Source organism: Streptomyces incarnatus (genome assembly GCF_001027185.1).
GTDB lineage: Bacteria > Actinomycetota > Actinomycetes > Streptomycetales > Streptomycetaceae > Streptomyces > Streptomyces puniciscabiei.
In genome coordinates this window covers 3,757,915-3,773,705 of the sequence record NZ_CP011497.1, presented here as the reverse complement: position 1 = coordinate 3,773,705, position 15,791 = coordinate 3,757,915, and the positions used below count along the sequence as shown (strand labels likewise).

Annotated in this window: 18 protein-coding genes; 8 read left to right on the top strand and 10 right to left on the bottom strand. The window is 71.5% G+C overall.

Annotated elements, in window-relative coordinates; all coding sequences use genetic code 11:
- Positions 1-148 precede the first annotated feature (148 nt).
- Positions 149-1,342: an RtcB family protein gene (locus tag ABB07_RS16870; protein WP_208899474.1), complete on the top strand. Its 1,194-nt coding sequence runs from the start codon at positions 149-151 to the stop codon at positions 1,340-1,342.
- A 170-nt stretch (positions 1,343-1,512) separates the two neighbouring features.
- On the opposite strand, the gene ABB07_RS16865 is transcribed toward ABB07_RS16870, so the two are convergent.
- From ABB07_RS16865 to ABB07_RS16845, 5 genes are all read right to left on the bottom strand, one after another.
- Complete coding sequence (locus ABB07_RS16865; RefSeq protein WP_341845886.1) at positions 1,513-2,172, bottom strand: LAGLIDADG family homing endonuclease; 660 nt, start codon at positions 2,170-2,172, stop codon at positions 1,513-1,515.
- Between the two features lie 188 nt (positions 2,173-2,360).
- Positions 2,361-2,522 (bottom strand): hypothetical protein, encoded by a 162-nt coding sequence (locus ABB07_RS16860; RefSeq protein ID WP_208899473.1) that lies wholly within the window; start codon positions 2,520-2,522, stop codon positions 2,361-2,363.
- Positions 2,522-3,283: an SDR family NAD(P)-dependent oxidoreductase gene (locus ABB07_RS16855; protein WP_208899472.1), complete on the bottom strand. Its 762-nt coding sequence runs from the start codon at positions 3,281-3,283 to the stop codon at positions 2,522-2,524. Before ABB07_RS16855 ends, ABB07_RS16860 begins: the two co-directional genes overlap by 1 nt.
- 54 nt (positions 3,284-3,337) lie before the next feature.
- A complete protein-coding gene (locus ABB07_RS16850) occupies positions 3,338-3,676 on the bottom strand; it encodes a YnfA family protein (RefSeq protein ID WP_208899471.1) in 339 nt (112 codons plus the stop codon).
- Positions 3,677-3,701: 25 nt separating this feature from the next.
- Positions 3,702-4,106: a winged helix-turn-helix transcriptional regulator gene (locus ABB07_RS16845; protein WP_208899470.1), complete on the bottom strand. Its 405-nt coding sequence runs from the start codon at positions 4,104-4,106 to the stop codon at positions 3,702-3,704.
- A 134-nt stretch (positions 4,107-4,240) separates the two neighbouring features.
- On the opposite strand from ABB07_RS16845, the gene ABB07_RS16840 reads away from it, so the two are divergent.
- From ABB07_RS16840 to ABB07_RS16815, 6 genes are all read left to right on the top strand, one after another.
- Entirely contained in the window at positions 4,241-5,131 is an 891-nt protein-coding gene (locus ABB07_RS16840) for an NADP-dependent oxidoreductase (protein ID WP_208899469.1), read from the top strand.
- Between the two features lie 157 nt (positions 5,132-5,288).
- Positions 5,289-6,374, top strand: coding sequence for an LLM class flavin-dependent oxidoreductase (locus tag ABB07_RS16835; protein ID WP_208899468.1), 1,086 nt, complete (start codon positions 5,289-5,291; stop codon positions 6,372-6,374).
- Positions 6,375-6,397: 23 nt separating this feature from the next.
- The gene (locus tag ABB07_RS16830; protein ID WP_208903482.1) at positions 6,398-6,994 is read left to right on the top strand and encodes a CE1759 family FMN reductase; all 597 of its coding nucleotides are present in this window, start codon (positions 6,398-6,400) and stop codon (positions 6,992-6,994) included.
- Positions 6,995-7,124: 130 nt separating this feature from the next.
- Positions 7,125-7,844, top strand: coding sequence for a response regulator transcription factor (locus ABB07_RS16825; protein ID WP_279617427.1), 720 nt, complete (start codon positions 7,125-7,127; stop codon positions 7,842-7,844).
- Positions 7,845-9,254 carry a sensor histidine kinase gene (locus ABB07_RS16820; RefSeq protein WP_208899466.1) on the top strand — a complete coding sequence of 470 codons (1,410 nt, stop codon included), beginning with the start codon at positions 7,845-7,847 and terminating at the stop codon, positions 9,252-9,254.
- 170 nt (positions 9,255-9,424) lie between these two features.
- Positions 9,425-10,132 (top strand): hypothetical protein, encoded by a 708-nt coding sequence (locus ABB07_RS16815; RefSeq protein ID WP_208899465.1) that lies wholly within the window; start codon positions 9,425-9,427, stop codon positions 10,130-10,132.
- Here the strand turns inward: ABB07_RS16815 and ABB07_RS16810 are convergent.
- From ABB07_RS16810 to ABB07_RS16800, 3 genes are all read right to left on the bottom strand, one after another.
- On the bottom strand, positions 10,129-11,955 hold the full coding sequence (locus tag ABB07_RS16810) for a phosphatidylglycerol lysyltransferase domain-containing protein (RefSeq protein WP_208899464.1): 1,827 nt from the start codon (positions 11,953-11,955) through the stop codon (positions 10,129-10,131). The two genes, ABB07_RS16815 and ABB07_RS16810, sit on opposite strands and share 4 nt — an antisense overlap.
- Before the next feature lie 152 nt (positions 11,956-12,107).
- A complete protein-coding gene (locus ABB07_RS16805) occupies positions 12,108-12,383 on the bottom strand; it encodes a hypothetical protein (protein WP_208899463.1) in 276 nt (91 codons plus the stop codon).
- A 126-nt stretch (positions 12,384-12,509) separates the two neighbouring features.
- Positions 12,510-13,145: a CGNR zinc finger domain-containing protein gene (locus ABB07_RS16800; RefSeq protein WP_208899462.1), complete on the bottom strand. Its 636-nt coding sequence runs from the start codon at positions 13,143-13,145 to the stop codon at positions 12,510-12,512.
- A gap of 79 nt (positions 13,146-13,224) precedes the next feature.
- Here ABB07_RS16800 and ABB07_RS16795 point away from each other — a divergent pair, with 79 nt between their 5' ends.
- On the top strand, positions 13,225-13,989 hold the full coding sequence (locus ABB07_RS16795) for an MBL fold metallo-hydrolase (protein WP_208899461.1): 765 nt from the start codon (positions 13,225-13,227) through the stop codon (positions 13,987-13,989).
- A 263-nt stretch (positions 13,990-14,252) separates the two neighbouring features.
- On the opposite strand, the gene ABB07_RS16790 is transcribed toward ABB07_RS16795, so the two are convergent.
- Entirely contained in the window at positions 14,253-15,431 is a 1,179-nt protein-coding gene (locus ABB07_RS16790; protein WP_208899460.1) for an SPFH domain-containing protein, read from the bottom strand.
- Between the two features lie 11 nt (positions 15,432-15,442).
- A complete protein-coding gene (locus ABB07_RS16785; protein ID WP_208899459.1) occupies positions 15,443-15,694 on the bottom strand; it encodes a hypothetical protein in 252 nt (83 codons plus the stop codon).
- Positions 15,695-15,791: the final 97 nt, after the last annotated feature.

Genomic DNA, 15,791 nt, shown 5'->3' with positions numbered 1-15,791 from the left:
CGTCCACTGGAGACAATGTGTATCGCACGCGCTGCCGTGACCGCCGGTCCCTTGTCCGTTTCCACCGGCATCAGCGCTGATTTTCCGCTTTGTTGCTAATAAGCCTTGAGTAAACCTTTATTGTCTGTTCCAGGGGGATGAGAACCGTATGTCGTACGTGGAGATGCCGGGCGCGAAGGTCCCGATCCGGATGTGGACCGACCCCGCGACGGTCGAGGACGTGGCCCTGCGCCAGCTCCAGAACGTGGCGACCCTGCCCTGGATCAAGGGCCTCGCGGTCATGCCGGACGTCCACTACGGCAAGGGCGCGACGGTCGGCTCCGTCATCGCCATGCAGGGCGCGGTGTGCCCGGCGGCGGTGGGGGTGGACATCGGCTGCGGGATGTCGGCGGTGAAGACGTCCCTGACGGCCAACGACCTGCCGGGCGACCTGTCGCGGCTGCGGTCGAAGATCGAGCAGGCGATTCCGGTGGGGCGGGGCATGCATGACGATCCCGTGGAGCCGGGGGACTTCCATGGGCTGGCCACCGCCGGGTGGGCCGACTTCTGGGGGCGGTTCGACGGGGTCGCGGAGGCGGTGAAGTTCCGGCGGGAGCGGGCGCATAAGCAGATGGGTACGCTCGGAAGCGGCAACCACCTGATCGAGTTGTGTCTGGATCAGTCAAATTCGGTCTGGCTGATGTTGCACTCCGGTTCCCGCAACATCGGCAAGGAACTCGCCGAGCACCACATCGGTGTCGCGCAGAAGCTCCCGCACAACCAGGGGCTGGTCGACCGTGACCTGGCGGTGTTCGTCTCGGACACCCCGCAGATGGCGGCGTACAGGAACGATCTCTACTGGGCGCAGGAGTACGCCAAGTACAACCGCGCGCTCATGATGGCGATCCTGAAGGACGTGGTCCGCAAGGAGTTCAAGAAGGCCAAGCCGACTTTCGAGCCGGAGATCTCGTGCCACCACAATTACGTTGCTGAGGAGCGGTACGAGGGCATGGATCTGCTCGTGACCCGCAAGGGAGCGATCCGAGCCCGCTCCGGGGAGTTCGGGATCATTCCGGGCTCGATGGGTACCAGCTCGTACATCGTGAAGGGCCTCGGGAACGAGAAGGCTTTCAACTCGGCGTCCCACGGGGCAGGTCGGCGTATGAGCCGCAACGCGGCGAAGCGGCATTTCACCGTCAAGGACCTTGAGGAACAGACGCGGGGTGTGGAGTGCCGCAAGGACGCGGGGGTGCTGGATGAGATTCCGGGCGCCTACAAGAACATCGACCAGGTGATGGCGCAGCAGCGTGATCTCGTGGAGGTCGTGGCGAAGTTGAAGCAGTTCATCTGCGTGAAGGGCTGATGAGCGAGGCCCCCTGCACCGGCAGAGGGCCTCGCTCATCGGGTCACTGGTCGCTGGGCTTGTGCGCAGGCGCCAGAGGCGGAGATTGCAGCTTTGGGTGGTCCTGCCGAGTACATCAGCGGCAGCCTGCGGGCTGTTGAGCTTGAGCAGGATCCGGTCTTCGTGCTCAGTCAGCGGCGCCTTGTGTGCGCGGCCCTCATGCCTGCGGGGCGTGACCAAGCCGAGAGGGAGTCGGCGGCAGTGTGCTTGCGGTCCAGGGACAGGCAGCCGGGGTAGTACAGGTCGGCCGCCAGACGCTGGGCCACCTCCATCAGGTAGAGGATGTTGTAGATGTCGTCGCGAGTGTTGCGCTTGAGGATGCGCTCGGCTCCCGTGATGTCCCTGGCGTAGTCGCGCAAGCAGGACGCGATGGCGGAGCTGGCCGTGGTGAGGGAGACGAACGGGAATCCCTTGCTGGTGAAGCCGACCGAGCCGTCTGCGTCGATCAGGCCTCGCAGGTAGTCGCGGCGAGAGAACTCGGCGTCAGGCGGAGCGATCGTCTTGGACTTACGGCCGTAAGGCAGGCCGAGTTCGTTGATCCTGGTCCTGGCCTCAAGGGAATACAGGCTCCAGATCGCGGCGGTGTGGGTTTCGGAGAAGTTGGTCGACCGGGTGCGTTCGGTGATGCTGCTGTTGTAGGGCGTCAGTTTCTGGAACTTGCGCAGCAAGTCGACGTCACAGGCGCTGAGCTCGACTGTCAGTCGCCCGCGTTGCCGTGATTGCTGGGACGGATGCCCATCCGCCTGCAAGAACCCGAACATGTACGCGTACTCGGGCACCGTGAGGTCCATGAACCGGTGGGCGCTAGGCTCGCATTCAGCCACAGGGAAGCCTCCACTTCCGTGCTGGTGAGGCCCTCGGCAGGGACCGGCATCCCTGCCGAGGGCCGTTGAAGTGATCGTGTGGCGCGAGCCTAGGTCGCCGGTTCGTACGGCGATCGGGTGATCGAGGAGGTTCGCCCGTTTGGGCTAAACGTTGGTCACTTCGCGTGACGGACCGCATAGATCATGACGAACGCCACGATGTGGATGCCGAAGAGGAAGTAGCCGAGGAAGTACCAGACCTTGCGTTCGTCCTTGGTCTCCTGGGCCAGGCGGGCCTTTTCCAGGGACTCGGCGGCGTTCGTGTTCTCTTCGGGCATCACGGCTCCCGGTGGACCTTGGTGTTGGAGGCCTGGGCGCGGGGGCGGAGGACGAGGAGGTCGACGTTGACGTGGCTGGGGCGGGTGACGGCCCAGGTGATGGTTTCGGCCACGTCGTCCGCGGTGAGGGGTTCGGCCACGCCCTCGTAGACCTTGGCCGCCCTCGCCTCGTCGCCGCCGAAGCGGGTGAGGGCGAATTCGTCGGTCTTGACCATGCCGGGGGCGATCTCGATGACGCGGACCGGCTGGCCGACGATCTCCAGGCGGAGGGTCTCGGCGAGGACGTGGGCGCCGTGCTTGGCGGCGACGTAGCCACCGCCGCCCTCGTAGGTGCCGTGGCCGGCGGTGGAGGAGACGACGACGATCGCGCCGTCGCCGCTCGCGACCAGCTTGGGCAGCAGGGCCTGGGTGAGGTTCAGGGTGCCGATGACGTTGGTCTCGTACATCGTGCGCCAGTCGGCGGGGTCGCCGGTGGCCACCGGGTCCGCGCCGAGGGCGCCGCCCGCGTTGTTGACCAGGACGCCGATGGTCTGGAAGGCCGTGGCGAACTCGTCGACGGCCGCGCGGTCGGTCACGTCCAGCTGGTAGGCGACCGCCGAGTGGCCCGCCTTGGTCAGCTCCTCCGCCAGTGCCTCGATACGGTCCTTGCGGCGGGCGGTGAGGACGACGCGGTAGCCCGCCTCGGCGAGCTGCCGGGCCGTGGCGGCGCCGATGCCGCTGCTCGCACCGGTGACGACGGCGATGCGGGAGGCGGGGGCCATGGGCAGCTCCTGGAGTCTGGCGGCTTTCGAGGTCCCGTCCAGCGTAAGTGAGGCTCAGGCGCCGTTTCTCGGGGCCCACATGATCACGGCCATCCCGGCGAGGCAGATCAGTGCCCCGGTCACGTCCCAGCGGTCGGGGCGGTAGCCGTCGGCGATCGCGCCCCACAGCAGTGAGCCGGCGACGAAGATGCCGCCGTACGCGGCCAGGACGCGGCCGAAGTGGGCGTCCGGCTGGAAGGTGGCGACGAAGCCGTAGGCGCCGAGGGCCAGGACGCCGCCGGTCATCCACAGCCAGCCCCGGTGTTCGCGCACGCCCTGCCAGATCAGCCAGGCGCCGCCGATCTCGAGCACGGCGGCGACGACGAACAGGGCGGCGGAGCGGAGGATCGGCATGGGCAGCAGCTTGGCACGGTCCCGGTCAGGTGGGGTTCTCGGTGTCGTAGCGCTCGCGGGCGGCTCGTACCTCCTCGAAGTGGGTTTCGGCCCAGTCCTTCACGGCGGTCAGCAGGGTGGCGAGGCTGGTGCCGAGCGGGGTGAGGTCGTAGTCGACGCGGACCGGGACGGAGGGGGTGACGGTGCGGCTGATGATGCCGTCCCGTTCGAGGGTGCGCAGGGTCTGGGTGAGCATCTTGGGGCTGACGCCGGCGATCTGGCGGCCGAGGTCGCTGTAGCGCTTGGTGCCGCCGGACAGGGCGGCGATGACCAGGCCGACCCACTTGTCGCTGAGCCGGCCGAGCAGCTGGTGGGAGGGGCATGCGCGCAGGAAGGCGTCGTAGTCGGCGCGGGCCTGCTCGCGGCGCTGGGCGGCGGTCGTGGTCGCCATGGGCTCTTCCCTTCAGGGCAGCTACGCACTCTCAGGTAACTACTTACCGATGGATAGTAGCTCTCCTACGGTTGGTGCTGCGGCCGGAAAGGCGCCGTGGGACTTCAACTGCCTTGAGATTGGGGAGAGTTGGCATGCGTGCTGCTGTGGTGAGGGCGTTCGGCGGTCCGGAGAGCGTGGAGATCGCGGAGGTCGCGGTGCCGGAGCCGGGGGCGCGTCAGGTGCGGATCAAGGTGGCCGCGGGTGCGCTGAACCCGGTGGACGCGGCCGTGCGTGCCGGTGTCTTCGGCGGGGCCCGGAAGGCCCTGGGGCTCGGCTGGGACGTGGCCGGCACGGTGGACGCGGTGGGTGCGCCCGCCTCCTGGGAGGTCGGTGATCCGGTGGTGGCGCTGGTGGCCGGCGTGGCCGAGCCGTTGGGGTCGCATGCCGAGTACGTGGTGGTGGACGCGGACGCGGTGGCCGCGGCGCCCGCCTCGGTGGACGCGGCGCACGCGGGCACCCTGCCGCTGAACGGGCTGACCGCGCTGCGGGCCCTGGACCTGCTGGACCTCGCGCCGGGTGACCGGCTGCTGGTGACGGGGGCCGCGGGTGCGGTGGGCGGGTTCGCGGTGCAGCTGGCCGCGCACCGGGGGGTCGAGGTGACCGGACACGCCAGGGCGGGCGACGAGGAGCTGGTGCGCTCCCTGGGTGCCGCGCGTTTCACCGCCGGCGAGGTCGAGCCGGGGAGTGTGGACGCGGTGCTGGACGCCGCCGTGCTCGGGGCGCCCGCGCTGGCGTGGGTGCGGGACGGGGGCGCGTTCGTCGCGGTCCGTGACGGGGCGCTGCCGGAGGCGGAGCGGGGTGTGCGGCTTGCGACCGTGGGGGTGCGGGCGGACGGGGCGCGGCTCGCGGAGCTGGTCCTGCTGGTGGACGAGGGGGTGCTGACCCTGCGGGTGGCCGAGACGTACGCCCTGGAGGAGGCGGCCAAGGCGCATGCGCGGCTCGCGGAGGGCGGGGTGCGCGGGCGGCTGGTGCTCGTGCCCTGAGTGCCCTGACGTAGCGGGCCGTCCCGGGGTGGCGGGTCGTCCCGAGGTGGCGGGTCGTCCCGAGGTGGCGGACTCGCGGGCGGACCGGAATAACCCGGCCGGGGTGGGGGTTCAGCGGATATAGTTGAACCATAAACAACCTGGAGGGTGAGCGAGCATGCAGTTCGGGATCTTCACGGTCGGCGACGTCACGCCGGACCCCACCACGGGGCGCGCGCCGACCGAGCGCGAGCGGATCAAGGCCATGGTCGCCGTCGCGCTCAAGGCCGAGGAGGTCGGCCTGGACGTCTTCGCCACCGGCGAGCACCACAACCCGCCGTTCGTGCCGTCGTCCCCGACGACCATGCTCGGCTACATCGCGGCGCGCACGGAGAAGCTGATCCTCTCCACCTCCACCACCCTGATCACCACCAACGACCCGGTGAAGATCGCGGAGGACTTCGCGATGCTCCAGCACCTGGCCGACGGGCGCGTGGACCTGATGCTGGGCCGCGGCAACACCGGGCCGGTCTACCCCTGGTTCGGCCAGGACATCCGGCAGGGCATCAACCTCGCCATCGAGAACTACGCCCTGCTGCGCCGGCTGTGGCGCGAGGACGTCGTGGACTGGGAGGGGAAGTTCCGCACCCCGCTGCAGGGCTTCACCTCCACCCCGCGCCCGCTGGACGGCGTACCGCCCTTCGTCTGGCACGGTTCCATCCGCTCGCCCGAGATCGCCGAGCAGGCGGCCTACTACGGGGACGGCTTCTTCCACAACAACATCTTCTGGCCGGCCGACCACACCAGGCGGATGGTCGAGCTGTACCGGACGCGGTTCGCCCACTACGGGCACGGCGCGCCCGAGCAGGCGATCGTCGGCCTCGGCGGCCAGGTGTTCATGCGGAAGAACTCGCAGGACGCGGTGCGCGAGTTCCGGCCGTACTTCGACAACGCGCCGGTCTACGGCCACGGGCCCTCCCTGGAGGACTTCACCGACCAGACCCCGCTGACCGTCGGCACCCCGGAGCAGGTCATCGAGAAGACGCTGTCCTTCCGCGGTTACGCCGGTGACTACCAGCGCCAGCTGTTCCTGGTGGACCACGCCGGGCTGCCGCTGAAGACCGTGCTGGAGCAGATCGACATGCTCGGCGAGGAGGTCGTGCCCGTGCTGCGCGAGGAGTTCGCGAACGGCCGTCCGGCGGACGTGCCCGAGGCGCCGACCCACGCTTCCCTGAAGGCGTCCGAGGAGGTGGCCGCGGCATGAAGCTCGTCGGAGGTGGCCGCGGCATGAGGGTCGTCGTCGTGTCCGCGGGACTGGGCGTCCCGTCCTCCACCCGGCTGCTGGGCGACCGGCTCGCCGCCGCGGTGGCGCGGCGGACGGAGGCGGCCGTGGAGGTGGTCGAGCTGCGGGACCTCGCCGTCGAGATCGCGCACAACTTCACCAACGGGTTTCCCGGGAAGGGCCTCGCCGCCGCGCAGGACGCGGTGGCGGGGGCCGACGGCCTGATCGTCGTCACACCGGTGTTCTCGGCGTCGTACAGCGGGCTGTTCAAGTCGTTCTTCGACGTGCTGGACAAGGAGGCCCTGGTGGGCAAGCCGGTGCTGATCGCGGCCACCGGGGGCACCGCCCGGCACTCGCTGGTGCTGGAGCACGCCCTGCGCCCGCTGTTCGCCCACCTTCGGGCCGTCGTCGCCCCCACGGGTGTGTACGCGGCGTCGGAGGACTGGGGCGAGGAAGGGCTCGCCGGTCGGATCGAGCGGGCGGCGCAGGAGCTGGCCGGCCTGATGGCGGGGTCGCGGGCGGCCGCGCCGGAGCGGGCGGCCGAGCCGCTGGTCGTACCGTTCGAGGAGCAGCTCGCCAGGCTCGGCGCTCGGGCAAGGTGAGAAGACGGTAGGGCGGCGGGGCCGGGTTGCCCGTGTGACGGTGAGAGAGGGGTAAAAAGGGTGATCGTAGGTCCACCCGCCCCGACCGAACCGCCCCAGGCCTTGGCAAACTGGGTGCGTGCCCCAGACTGTGCTGCTCGCTGAAGACGACCGTGCCATCCGTCATGCCCTGGAGCGTGCCCTGACCCTGGAAGGGTACGAGGTGACGGCGGTCGCCGACGGCGTCGAGGCGCTGGCACAGGCCCACAAGACGCCGCCGGACGTCCTCGTGCTCGACGTGATGATGCCGGGGATCGACGGCCTGCAGGTCTGCCGGGTGCTGCGCGCCGAGGGCGACCGCACCCCGATCCTCATGCTCACCGCCCTCGTGGAGACCGCCGACCGCATCGCGGGCCTGGACGCCGGCGCCGACGACTACGTGGTCAAGCCGTTCGACGTCGAGGAGGTCTTCGCCCGGCTGCGCGCCCTGCTGCGCCGCACCAGCCCGGTGCCGGCCGGCAGCGGCGCCGGTGGCGGCGAGACCGCCGGCCGGGAACCCCAGCTCTCCGACCGGCAGATCGAGGCCGCCGGCATCCGCATGGACCTGCAGGCCCGCCGGGCCTGGCGCGGCAAGCGCGAGCTGGAGCTGACGCGCACCGAGTTCGAGCTGCTGGAACTGCTCGTGCGCAACGCGGGCATCGTGCTCGACCACTCCACGATCTACGACCGGATCTGGGGCTACGACTTCGGGCCCGGCTCGAAGAACCTCGCCGTGTACGTCGGCTACCTGCGCCGCAAGCTCGACGAGCCCGGCGCCCCGCAGCTGATCCACACCGTGCGGGGCGTGGGTTACGTGCTCCGGGAGGACTAGGTGGGCCGCCTGCGGCGGCTGCTGGCCCCCGGCCGGCCCAAGCTGGTCTCCCTGCGCACCACCTTCGCCGTCTCCTTCGCGGCGGTCACCGCCGCCGTCACGATCCTCGTCGGCATCCTGTCGTACGGCAGCGCGGCGCGGCTCGTGCGGGTCGACCAGCAGTCGGTGTTCAGCCAGGTCGTGCAGGACGTGCGGGACGAGGTACGGCAGCACGAGATGGTCCCCGAGGACTTCTCCTCCTCCCGCCCCGGGCACGACCTGGTCCGGCCCGCCCGCACCGATGTGCAGGTGCTCGGCGCGCAGGGCCAGATCGTGGACCACGGCAACCCCAGCCTGCCCGTCACCTCCCGTGACAAGGCCATGGCGCTGGCGACGACGGCCGGGAAGGTCGTCCAGCACAAGGACGTGCCGGTGGACGGGGATGTGTACCGCATCGCGACCGTCTCGCTCGGCGACGGGCGGGGCGCGGTGCAGGTCGCGCAGGAGTTCAGCGACACCGAGGACCTGCTGCGGACGCTGCAGCAGCGCACGCTGATCCTGATGGCGGCGGTCGTGGTGGCGGCCGGTCTGTTCGGGTGGTGGCTGGCCCGCCGGATCACCCGGCGCCTGGTGGTGCTCACCTCCGCCGCGGAGGACGTGGCCCGCACCCGGCAGCTGGGCATCGAGGTGCCGGTGGCCGGGCTGGACGAGGTGGGCCGGCTGGGCCGCGCCTTCGACCGGATGCTGGGCCGCCTGGCGCAGTCGGAGGAGGACCAGCGGCGCCTGGTGCAGGACGCCGGGCACGAGCTGCGCACCCCGCTGACGTCCCTGCGCACGAACATCTCCCTGCTGCGCCGCATCGACGAGCTCTCCCCCGCCATGCGGGAGGAACTGGTCGCCGACCTCGCCCAGGAGGCGCGGGAGCTGACCGACCTCGTCAACGAGCTGGTCGACCTCGCGGCGGGGCAGTCCGACACCGAGCCGCCGCAGCGGGTGGACCTCGCCGACATCGCCGAGGAGGTCGTGGGTCTCGCCAAGCGCCGTACCGGCCGCGAGATCGTCCTGCGCACGAGCGGCGACACGACCACCGACGGGCGGCCCGGGATGCTGCAGCGGGCCATGTCGAACCTGGTGGAGAACGCGGCCAAGTTCGACCGGGACGGGAAGGCGCCGATCGAGGTCGACATCACCGGTCCCGCGCGGTCCGGGACCGTGCGGGTGGAGGTCCTGGACCGGGGGCCCGGGATCGCCGAGGGCGACCTCATCCGCATCTTCGACCGCTTCTACCGCGCCGCCGACGCGCGCTCCCTGCCGGGTTCGGGCCTGGGTCTGTCCATCGTCCGCGAGGTCGCCATGGCCCACGGCGGAGCACCGTTCGCCTTCCGGCGCGAGGGCGGCGGCGCGGTGATCGGCTTCACGGTGGGCGGCTGAGCGCCGCGGGGAGCTTTGCGGGTGCTGGTGCTGGTGCTGGTGCTGGTGCTGGTGCTGGTGCGGGTGCTGGTGCCGGTGCGGTGCGGCAAGGCCGGCTGAGTACGGGTACCTAGCCCCATCGGGTAGGCGCGCGCATCCGTGGGGCCGTTCCGGCGCCTTAGCGTCCTCGTATGTCCGAGGAGACCACCACGCCGAGCCCTGACCCCGACCCCGCCGGTTCCGGGGGCCGTTCCCTCGCTCTCGGCTGCCTCGGGTGCGGCGGCCTCGCGCTCGCCGTCGTGCTCGTCATCGTCGGCCTGCTTGTCCACAACTCCTGGGGCTCGACCGACTACCCCAGGGTCGGGTCCCAGGAGATGGCCGGCCGGGCCTTCCGGTACTCCCAGGAGGCGTACGACGTCATGGGGTTCACCCGGCCCGTGCGGCCGGGAGCCGAACCCGATGGTGCCGGCACGGAGGACACCTTCAGCGCCGACTACTGCTACGACGGAGGCCCGCTGGGGCTGGAGGACAAGACCGTCGACGGCGCCTACCGCCTGTATCACTCGTGGGCGCTGGACCATGTGCCCGCGAGCCAGGCCCTGCCCGGTCTGCGCCGGCTGCACCAGCGGCTGACGGACGAGGGCTGGCAGATCTCGTCGTACCGGGCGGGCGGGAAGGGCGAGGACGCGGAGCTCCACGCCCAGCGGGACGGCGGGGACGAGTGGATGTCCTTCGACTGGTACGCGGACCGGCAGTACTTCTCGGGCGGCGCCGGAGTGCCCTGCGCGTACGACCCCGCGTGGACCGGAAGCGACGCCGGGCCCTACGACCCCGGCTCCGCCGCCGGCTCCGTCACCCCGCCCGTCCTCCGGGCCGGCAATGGTTCCGGCAGGGGCTAAGCCTTGCGACCGCCCGTCCCCGGCAGCTCCAGGAAGCCCTCCGCACGGGCGCTCGCCAGGCCGATCCTCGGGATGTCACTGCTCTTGGCGAACAGCAGGAAGCGCGGTTCCCACACCGGACGGTACTTGGCGTTGGCGCGGTAGAGGGACTCGATCTGCCACCAGCGTGAGAAGAAGGTGAGGGTGGAGCGCCACAGGCGCAGGACGGGGCCCGCGCCGAGCCGTGCGCCGCGTTCGAAGACCGAGCGGAACATCGCGAAGTTCAGTGACACCCGCTGGATGTCCAGCTCCTTGGCGCGCAGCAGGAGTTCCACGACCATGTACTCCATCAGGCCGTTCTCGCAGTCGCGGTCGCGCCGCATCAGGTCCAGCGAGAGGCCGTGCTCGCCCCAGGGCACGAAGCTGAGCAGGGCGCGCGGCTCGTCGTTCGCGTCGCGGCACTCCAGCATCACGCAGCGGCCGTCCGCCGGGTCGCCGAGGCGGCCGAGGGCCATGGAGAAGCCGCGCTCGGTGGCGCCGTCGCGCCAGCGGTCGGCGCGGTCGACGAGCAGGGCCATCTCGTCGGCGGGGATGTCCTCGTGGCGGCGGATGCGGACGGTGTAGCCGGCCCGCTTGACCCGGTTGTGGGCCTGGCGGACCACGCGCATGGCGCGGCCCTCCAGGGTGAAGTCGGCGATGTCGACGATCGCCTCGTCGCCGAGTTCGAGGGCGTCCAGGCCGTGCCGGGCGTAGATCGTGCCGGCCTCCTCGCTCGCGCCCATGACGGCCGGGGTCCAGGCGTGCCGGCGGGCCTCGGTAAGCCAGGCGTCGATGGCGCCGGGCCAGGCCTCGGGGTCGCCGATGGGGTCACCGGAGGCGAGGGAGACGGCGCCGACGACGCGGTAGGTGACGGCCGCCTTGCCGGTGGGGGAGAAGATCGCGGCCTTGTCGCGGCGCAGCGCGAAGTAGCCGAGGGAGTCCCGGGCGCCGTGCTTGTCCAGCAGGGCCCGCAGGCGGGTCTCGTCGTCCTCGGTGAGCCGTCGGCGGCCGCGCGGGGAGCGGAAGCAGGCGTACAGGACCAGGAGGAAGGCCGCGGCGAGCAGGATGTTGACGATGATGTCGGCCCAGCGGGGCGCGTGCACGGAGTCGACCCGGTCGGCGAGCGGGCCGACGCTGATGCCGCGCAGCAGGGTGTAGGCGAGCTCGTCGTACCAGGTGGCGCCGGTCAGCTTGTTGGTGGCGTGCACGAGCAGCGTGCCGAGACCGCCGGTCACCAGGATGCCGCCGGCGCCGACGGCCAGCGCGAGCTTGGGGTTGGAGGGGTCGCCGATGGCGTTGAACTCGCGGCGGCCGACCAGCAGCGCGGCCACGAAGAGGCCGGTGAGGGCGGTGGAGACCCAGTTGAAGGCGTGGTCGCGGAACGGGTGCTGGGTGAGCGCGAGGACGTACAGCACGAACAGGGGGCCCGCGCACAGCAGGTTGACCACCCATGCGGCCCGCTTCCCGCGCCGCATCACCAGTGCCAGGAAGATCGCCGCCGCGGCCGAGGCCAGGCCCGCGGTGGCCAGGTACGGGGTGAAGAACTGGCCGGCGTGGTGGGTGTGCGCGTGCACGTGGCGGGCGGTGAAGAGCTTGCCGTCGTTGTGTTCCTGCACCTCTTTGCGGAACGGCAGCGACATGACCGCGATGATGTTGAACACGGCGATCAGCCGCAGGTACCACACGGTGGCCGAGGCCGCCCGCGCGCGCAGGCGGGGGCCGGGCACGGGCAGCTGCGGCACGCGACGCGTGCCACGCTGTGCGGGGACCTGTGAGGAGAGCAGGGTCTGCTGCTGAGCGGGCATGGTGACTGGTCACCTTGAGGGGAGGGGGACGGGTCGACCCCGGTCGGGGCCACCCTGACCCTACAGCTTGTAGGGTAGTCCGGTCGGTCGGTCTTCCGGGACAGGAGCGTACCGACAACCGCTCTTACCCGGCCCCGGTCGTGCCGAGCCTCTTACCCGGCCCTTCCCCTGCCGCGCCGGGCCGCCATCAGATGCCAGCCGAGGTTGCCCACCGCCGCGCCGGCCGCGACCGCGGCGACGATCACCCCGCCGGTCGCGAGCCCGTCACTGAACAGATGCGGCCGCCGGTCGAGGCTGTGCAGCCCGAACCCGCACAGCTCGTACACGCCGACGGCGGCGACGAGAAGGCTGACGGCCAGCAGGGTCAGCGTCGGCGCCAGACTGCGCACACAGACCTCACCGGCGGCCTCCACTTCCGTGTCCTGCATGGATCCCCCGATGAACAGACGAATGAACGGCTCCGCGATGGTCTGCGGTTGGGAACCTACAATACGTAGGGTCGGCCGGGGGTGCGGTACGGCGGCGCGGGGCGCGGGTCTCCGGCCGGTTTCCGCTCAGTTCTCCTCGGCGTCCCCCCGGGTGTTCTCCTCGGCGCGCCCCGTCCGGCGGGCGTAGGCGCGGGCCGCGCGGGCGCGGTCGCCGCAGCGGGTGGAGCACCAGTGGCGGCGGCCGTGGCGGAGCAGGTAGCGGTTGCAGGGGGGCGAGCCGCAGGCGGTGAGGCGGTCGGCGTCGGCGCCGGTGAGCAGGTCGGCGGCGTCCGCGGCGAGCGCGGCCAGGGCGTGCTCGAGGATCTGGGTGGTGGGGTGGGTCGCCGCACGGTACGGGCCCCGCTCCGGGGACCAGTGCAGCAGCGCCGCCGCGGGGGCGCGGGTCAGCGCGTCGTTGACGGCGTTCAGGGCCCCGGCCGGAGGTGTGTGCCCCTCGACCCGGGCGGCGATCAGCGACCGGAGATGCTCGCGCAGGGAGCGCAGCTGGGCCGCGCAGGTCTCGCGCAGCCCGGCGTCGGCGGGCGCGAGCCCGTGCGCGGTGAGCCACAGGTTCGCGGCCCCGGGAGTGGCGAGCAGGTCGCTGTACTGGCCGCCGGGCAGGGTGACCGCGCTGTTGGCGAGGTCGAGCGCGGCGTGCTGCTCCGCACCCGGCGCGGGGGGCAGACCCAGGTCGTCGGTCAGGGTTCCCTTCACATGACTCATGGTACGGCTTGCCTTCATCCGTGAGATCACGCTAGCTTCTTCTCACGGACAGAACTCGAACCAACCGTGAGGATCCGCCATGACCGCTCCTGCCGAGCCGATTCCCGTGCGCGTACTCGGTGGCCCGACCGTCCTCATCGAGTACGGCGGCCTCCGCCTCCTGACCGACCCCACCTTCGACACCCCGGGCGACTACCCGCGCGGCGGCGGCCGGTTCCTCACCAAGACCGCCCCGCCCCGCCTGCCCCGGGCCGACCTCGGGCCCGTCGACGTCGTCCTGCTTTCCCACGACGAGCACCCCGACAACCTCGACCACTCCGGCCGGGCCCTGCTCGCCGACGTACCGCGCACCCTCACCACGGGCGGCGGCGCCACCCGCCTCGGCGGCACCGCGCAGGGCCTCGCCCCCTGGCAGTCGGTCGAGCTCGCGCGGCCCGACGGCGGCACCCTCACCGTCACCGCCGCGCCCGCCCTGCACGGCCCCGACGGCGCCGACGCGGTCATCGGCGAGGTCATCGGATTCGTCCTCACCTCCGCCGACCTGCCCACCGTCTACGTCAGCGGCGACAACGCCTCCCTGGAGCTGGTGAAGGAGGTCGCCGACCGGTTCGGCCCGGTGGACACCGCGGTGCTGTTCGCCGGGGCGCCCCGCATCCCGGGCATCCTCGACGGCGCCCTCCTCGTCCTCGACGGCGAGGGGGCGGCCGCCGCCGCCCGGCTGCTCTCCGCCCGCCGGGTGGTCCCGGCCCACTGCGACAGCTGGGCGCACTTCACCGAGGGCCGCGAGGACGTGCGGAAGGCGTTCGAGGCCGCGGGCCTCGCGGACCGGCTCCAGCCGGCCTGACCGCGCCGCCCCGCGGACGGCCGCCGCCGACGACGATCGCCGGCATGTTGCCCACGCCCCCGGCGAAGGCGAGGGCCCCGGCGGCAGCCCGAGCGAGGAACGGCCGGTGCCGAGGCCGGGCAGAGCCGCCGTGAACACGCTCCCGATCTCGGCGCCGAGGCCCGGCGGTGGCGGTCCTGGACGAACTCGAACGCCCCAGCCCCGACCGCCACTTCACGGTCGCGGAGCCGGACAGCTGGTCCAGGTCCGCTGGTCCGGGTCCACTAGTCCATGTCCACCGGCCCGTCGTCCGACTTCCGGTCCTTGCCGGAGTGCAGCTGGAGCAGGCCGTTGACGTCACCCCTCGGGCCCTGGCCGTCCTTGTCCTGGCCCAGGCCCTGCCGGACCGAGTCGAGGATCGTCAGACCCTGGGACACCAGCCCGGCCGCGATCTCGCCGAGGCCGTCCGCGCCGTTCAGGACGTTGACGTTGGCGCCGGACAGGCCGCCGGCGGCCTCCTTCACGATCTGCGGGAGCTGGTCGATGAGCATCCGGTCCAGCGCGACCCGGTCGTAGGAGGCCGCGGCCTCCGCCTGGATCTTCATGCGCTGGGCCTCGGCGGCGGCGAGGATCCTGACCCGCTCGGCCTCGGCCTCGGCGGGCTTGACGACCTCGGCGACCAGCTGCTGCTGACGCAACTTCGCCTGCCGCTCGGCCAGTTCGGTCTGCGCGGCGAGCACCTCCTGCTGGGCGTGTGCCTGGGCGAGCGGTCCGGCCTGCGCGGCCTGCGCCTGGGCGCGGTCCACCTCGGCCGAGTACTCGGCCTTGACGATGGCGGTCTGCCGGGCGTACTCGGCCTGCTTGCGGGCCGCCTCCTGCTCCGCCTCGACCGCGGCCTGGGTGGCCTGGGCCTGGGCGATCTGGGCCTGCCGCTGGATGGCCGCCTTGTGCGGGGCGGACATGGCGTCGATGTAGCCGGTGTCGCCGTCGTCGATCGACTGGATCTGCAGCGAGTCGACGATCAGGCCGATCTTCGCCATCTCCGTCTTGGACGTGTCCAGGACCTCGGCGGCGAGCTTCTGCCGCTCGGTGACGATCTCCTCGACCGTCATCGAGCCGATGATCGCCCGCAGGTGGCCGGCGAAGATCCGGCCGGTGAGCACCGACATCTGCTCCTGGTCGGACAGGAAGCGCTGGCCGGCGTTGATGATGCTCTCGTGGTCGTTGCCGACCTTGAAGGCGATGACGGCGCGGACGTGCAGCGAGATGCCCTGCTTGGTCACACAGGTCTCGGTGACCTCGGCCTCACACATGGAGAGGGTGAGGAAGCGGACCTTGCGGAAGACGGGGAGGACGAACTTTCCGTGGCCCGTCACCACTCGGAACGGCGCGCCCCCCAGTCCCCGCCGGCCCCCCGAGATCAACATCGCCTCGTCGGGAGCGGGAACGCGGTATCCGAACATGCTTGTACTCCTCAGCCTGCGCCGGCGGCCTCTCCGCCGAGCGCGTCCAATGGATCCACCCACTCGATGACACCGACCTCGCGGCATCCCCGCGATTCGATCACGAGCACCGTGGCGCCCGCGGGCAGGGGATCCTCGGACCACGCCAGGAAGGTCTCGGAGCCACCTCGAACCCGCACCAGGACCTCACCGGGGCCCGCGGAACCCCGCGTCCCGATGAGCACCTTGCCCATGCAGCCGACCACGGCCTCGTCCTGCGGCATCACCGGCCGTCCTCCTCGTCCTGGCCTGAGAATTCCGACGATAGACCTGCCGCGGCCGGTTCCCAACGGCTGGGTCGCACGGGAGGGATCGCGGGCC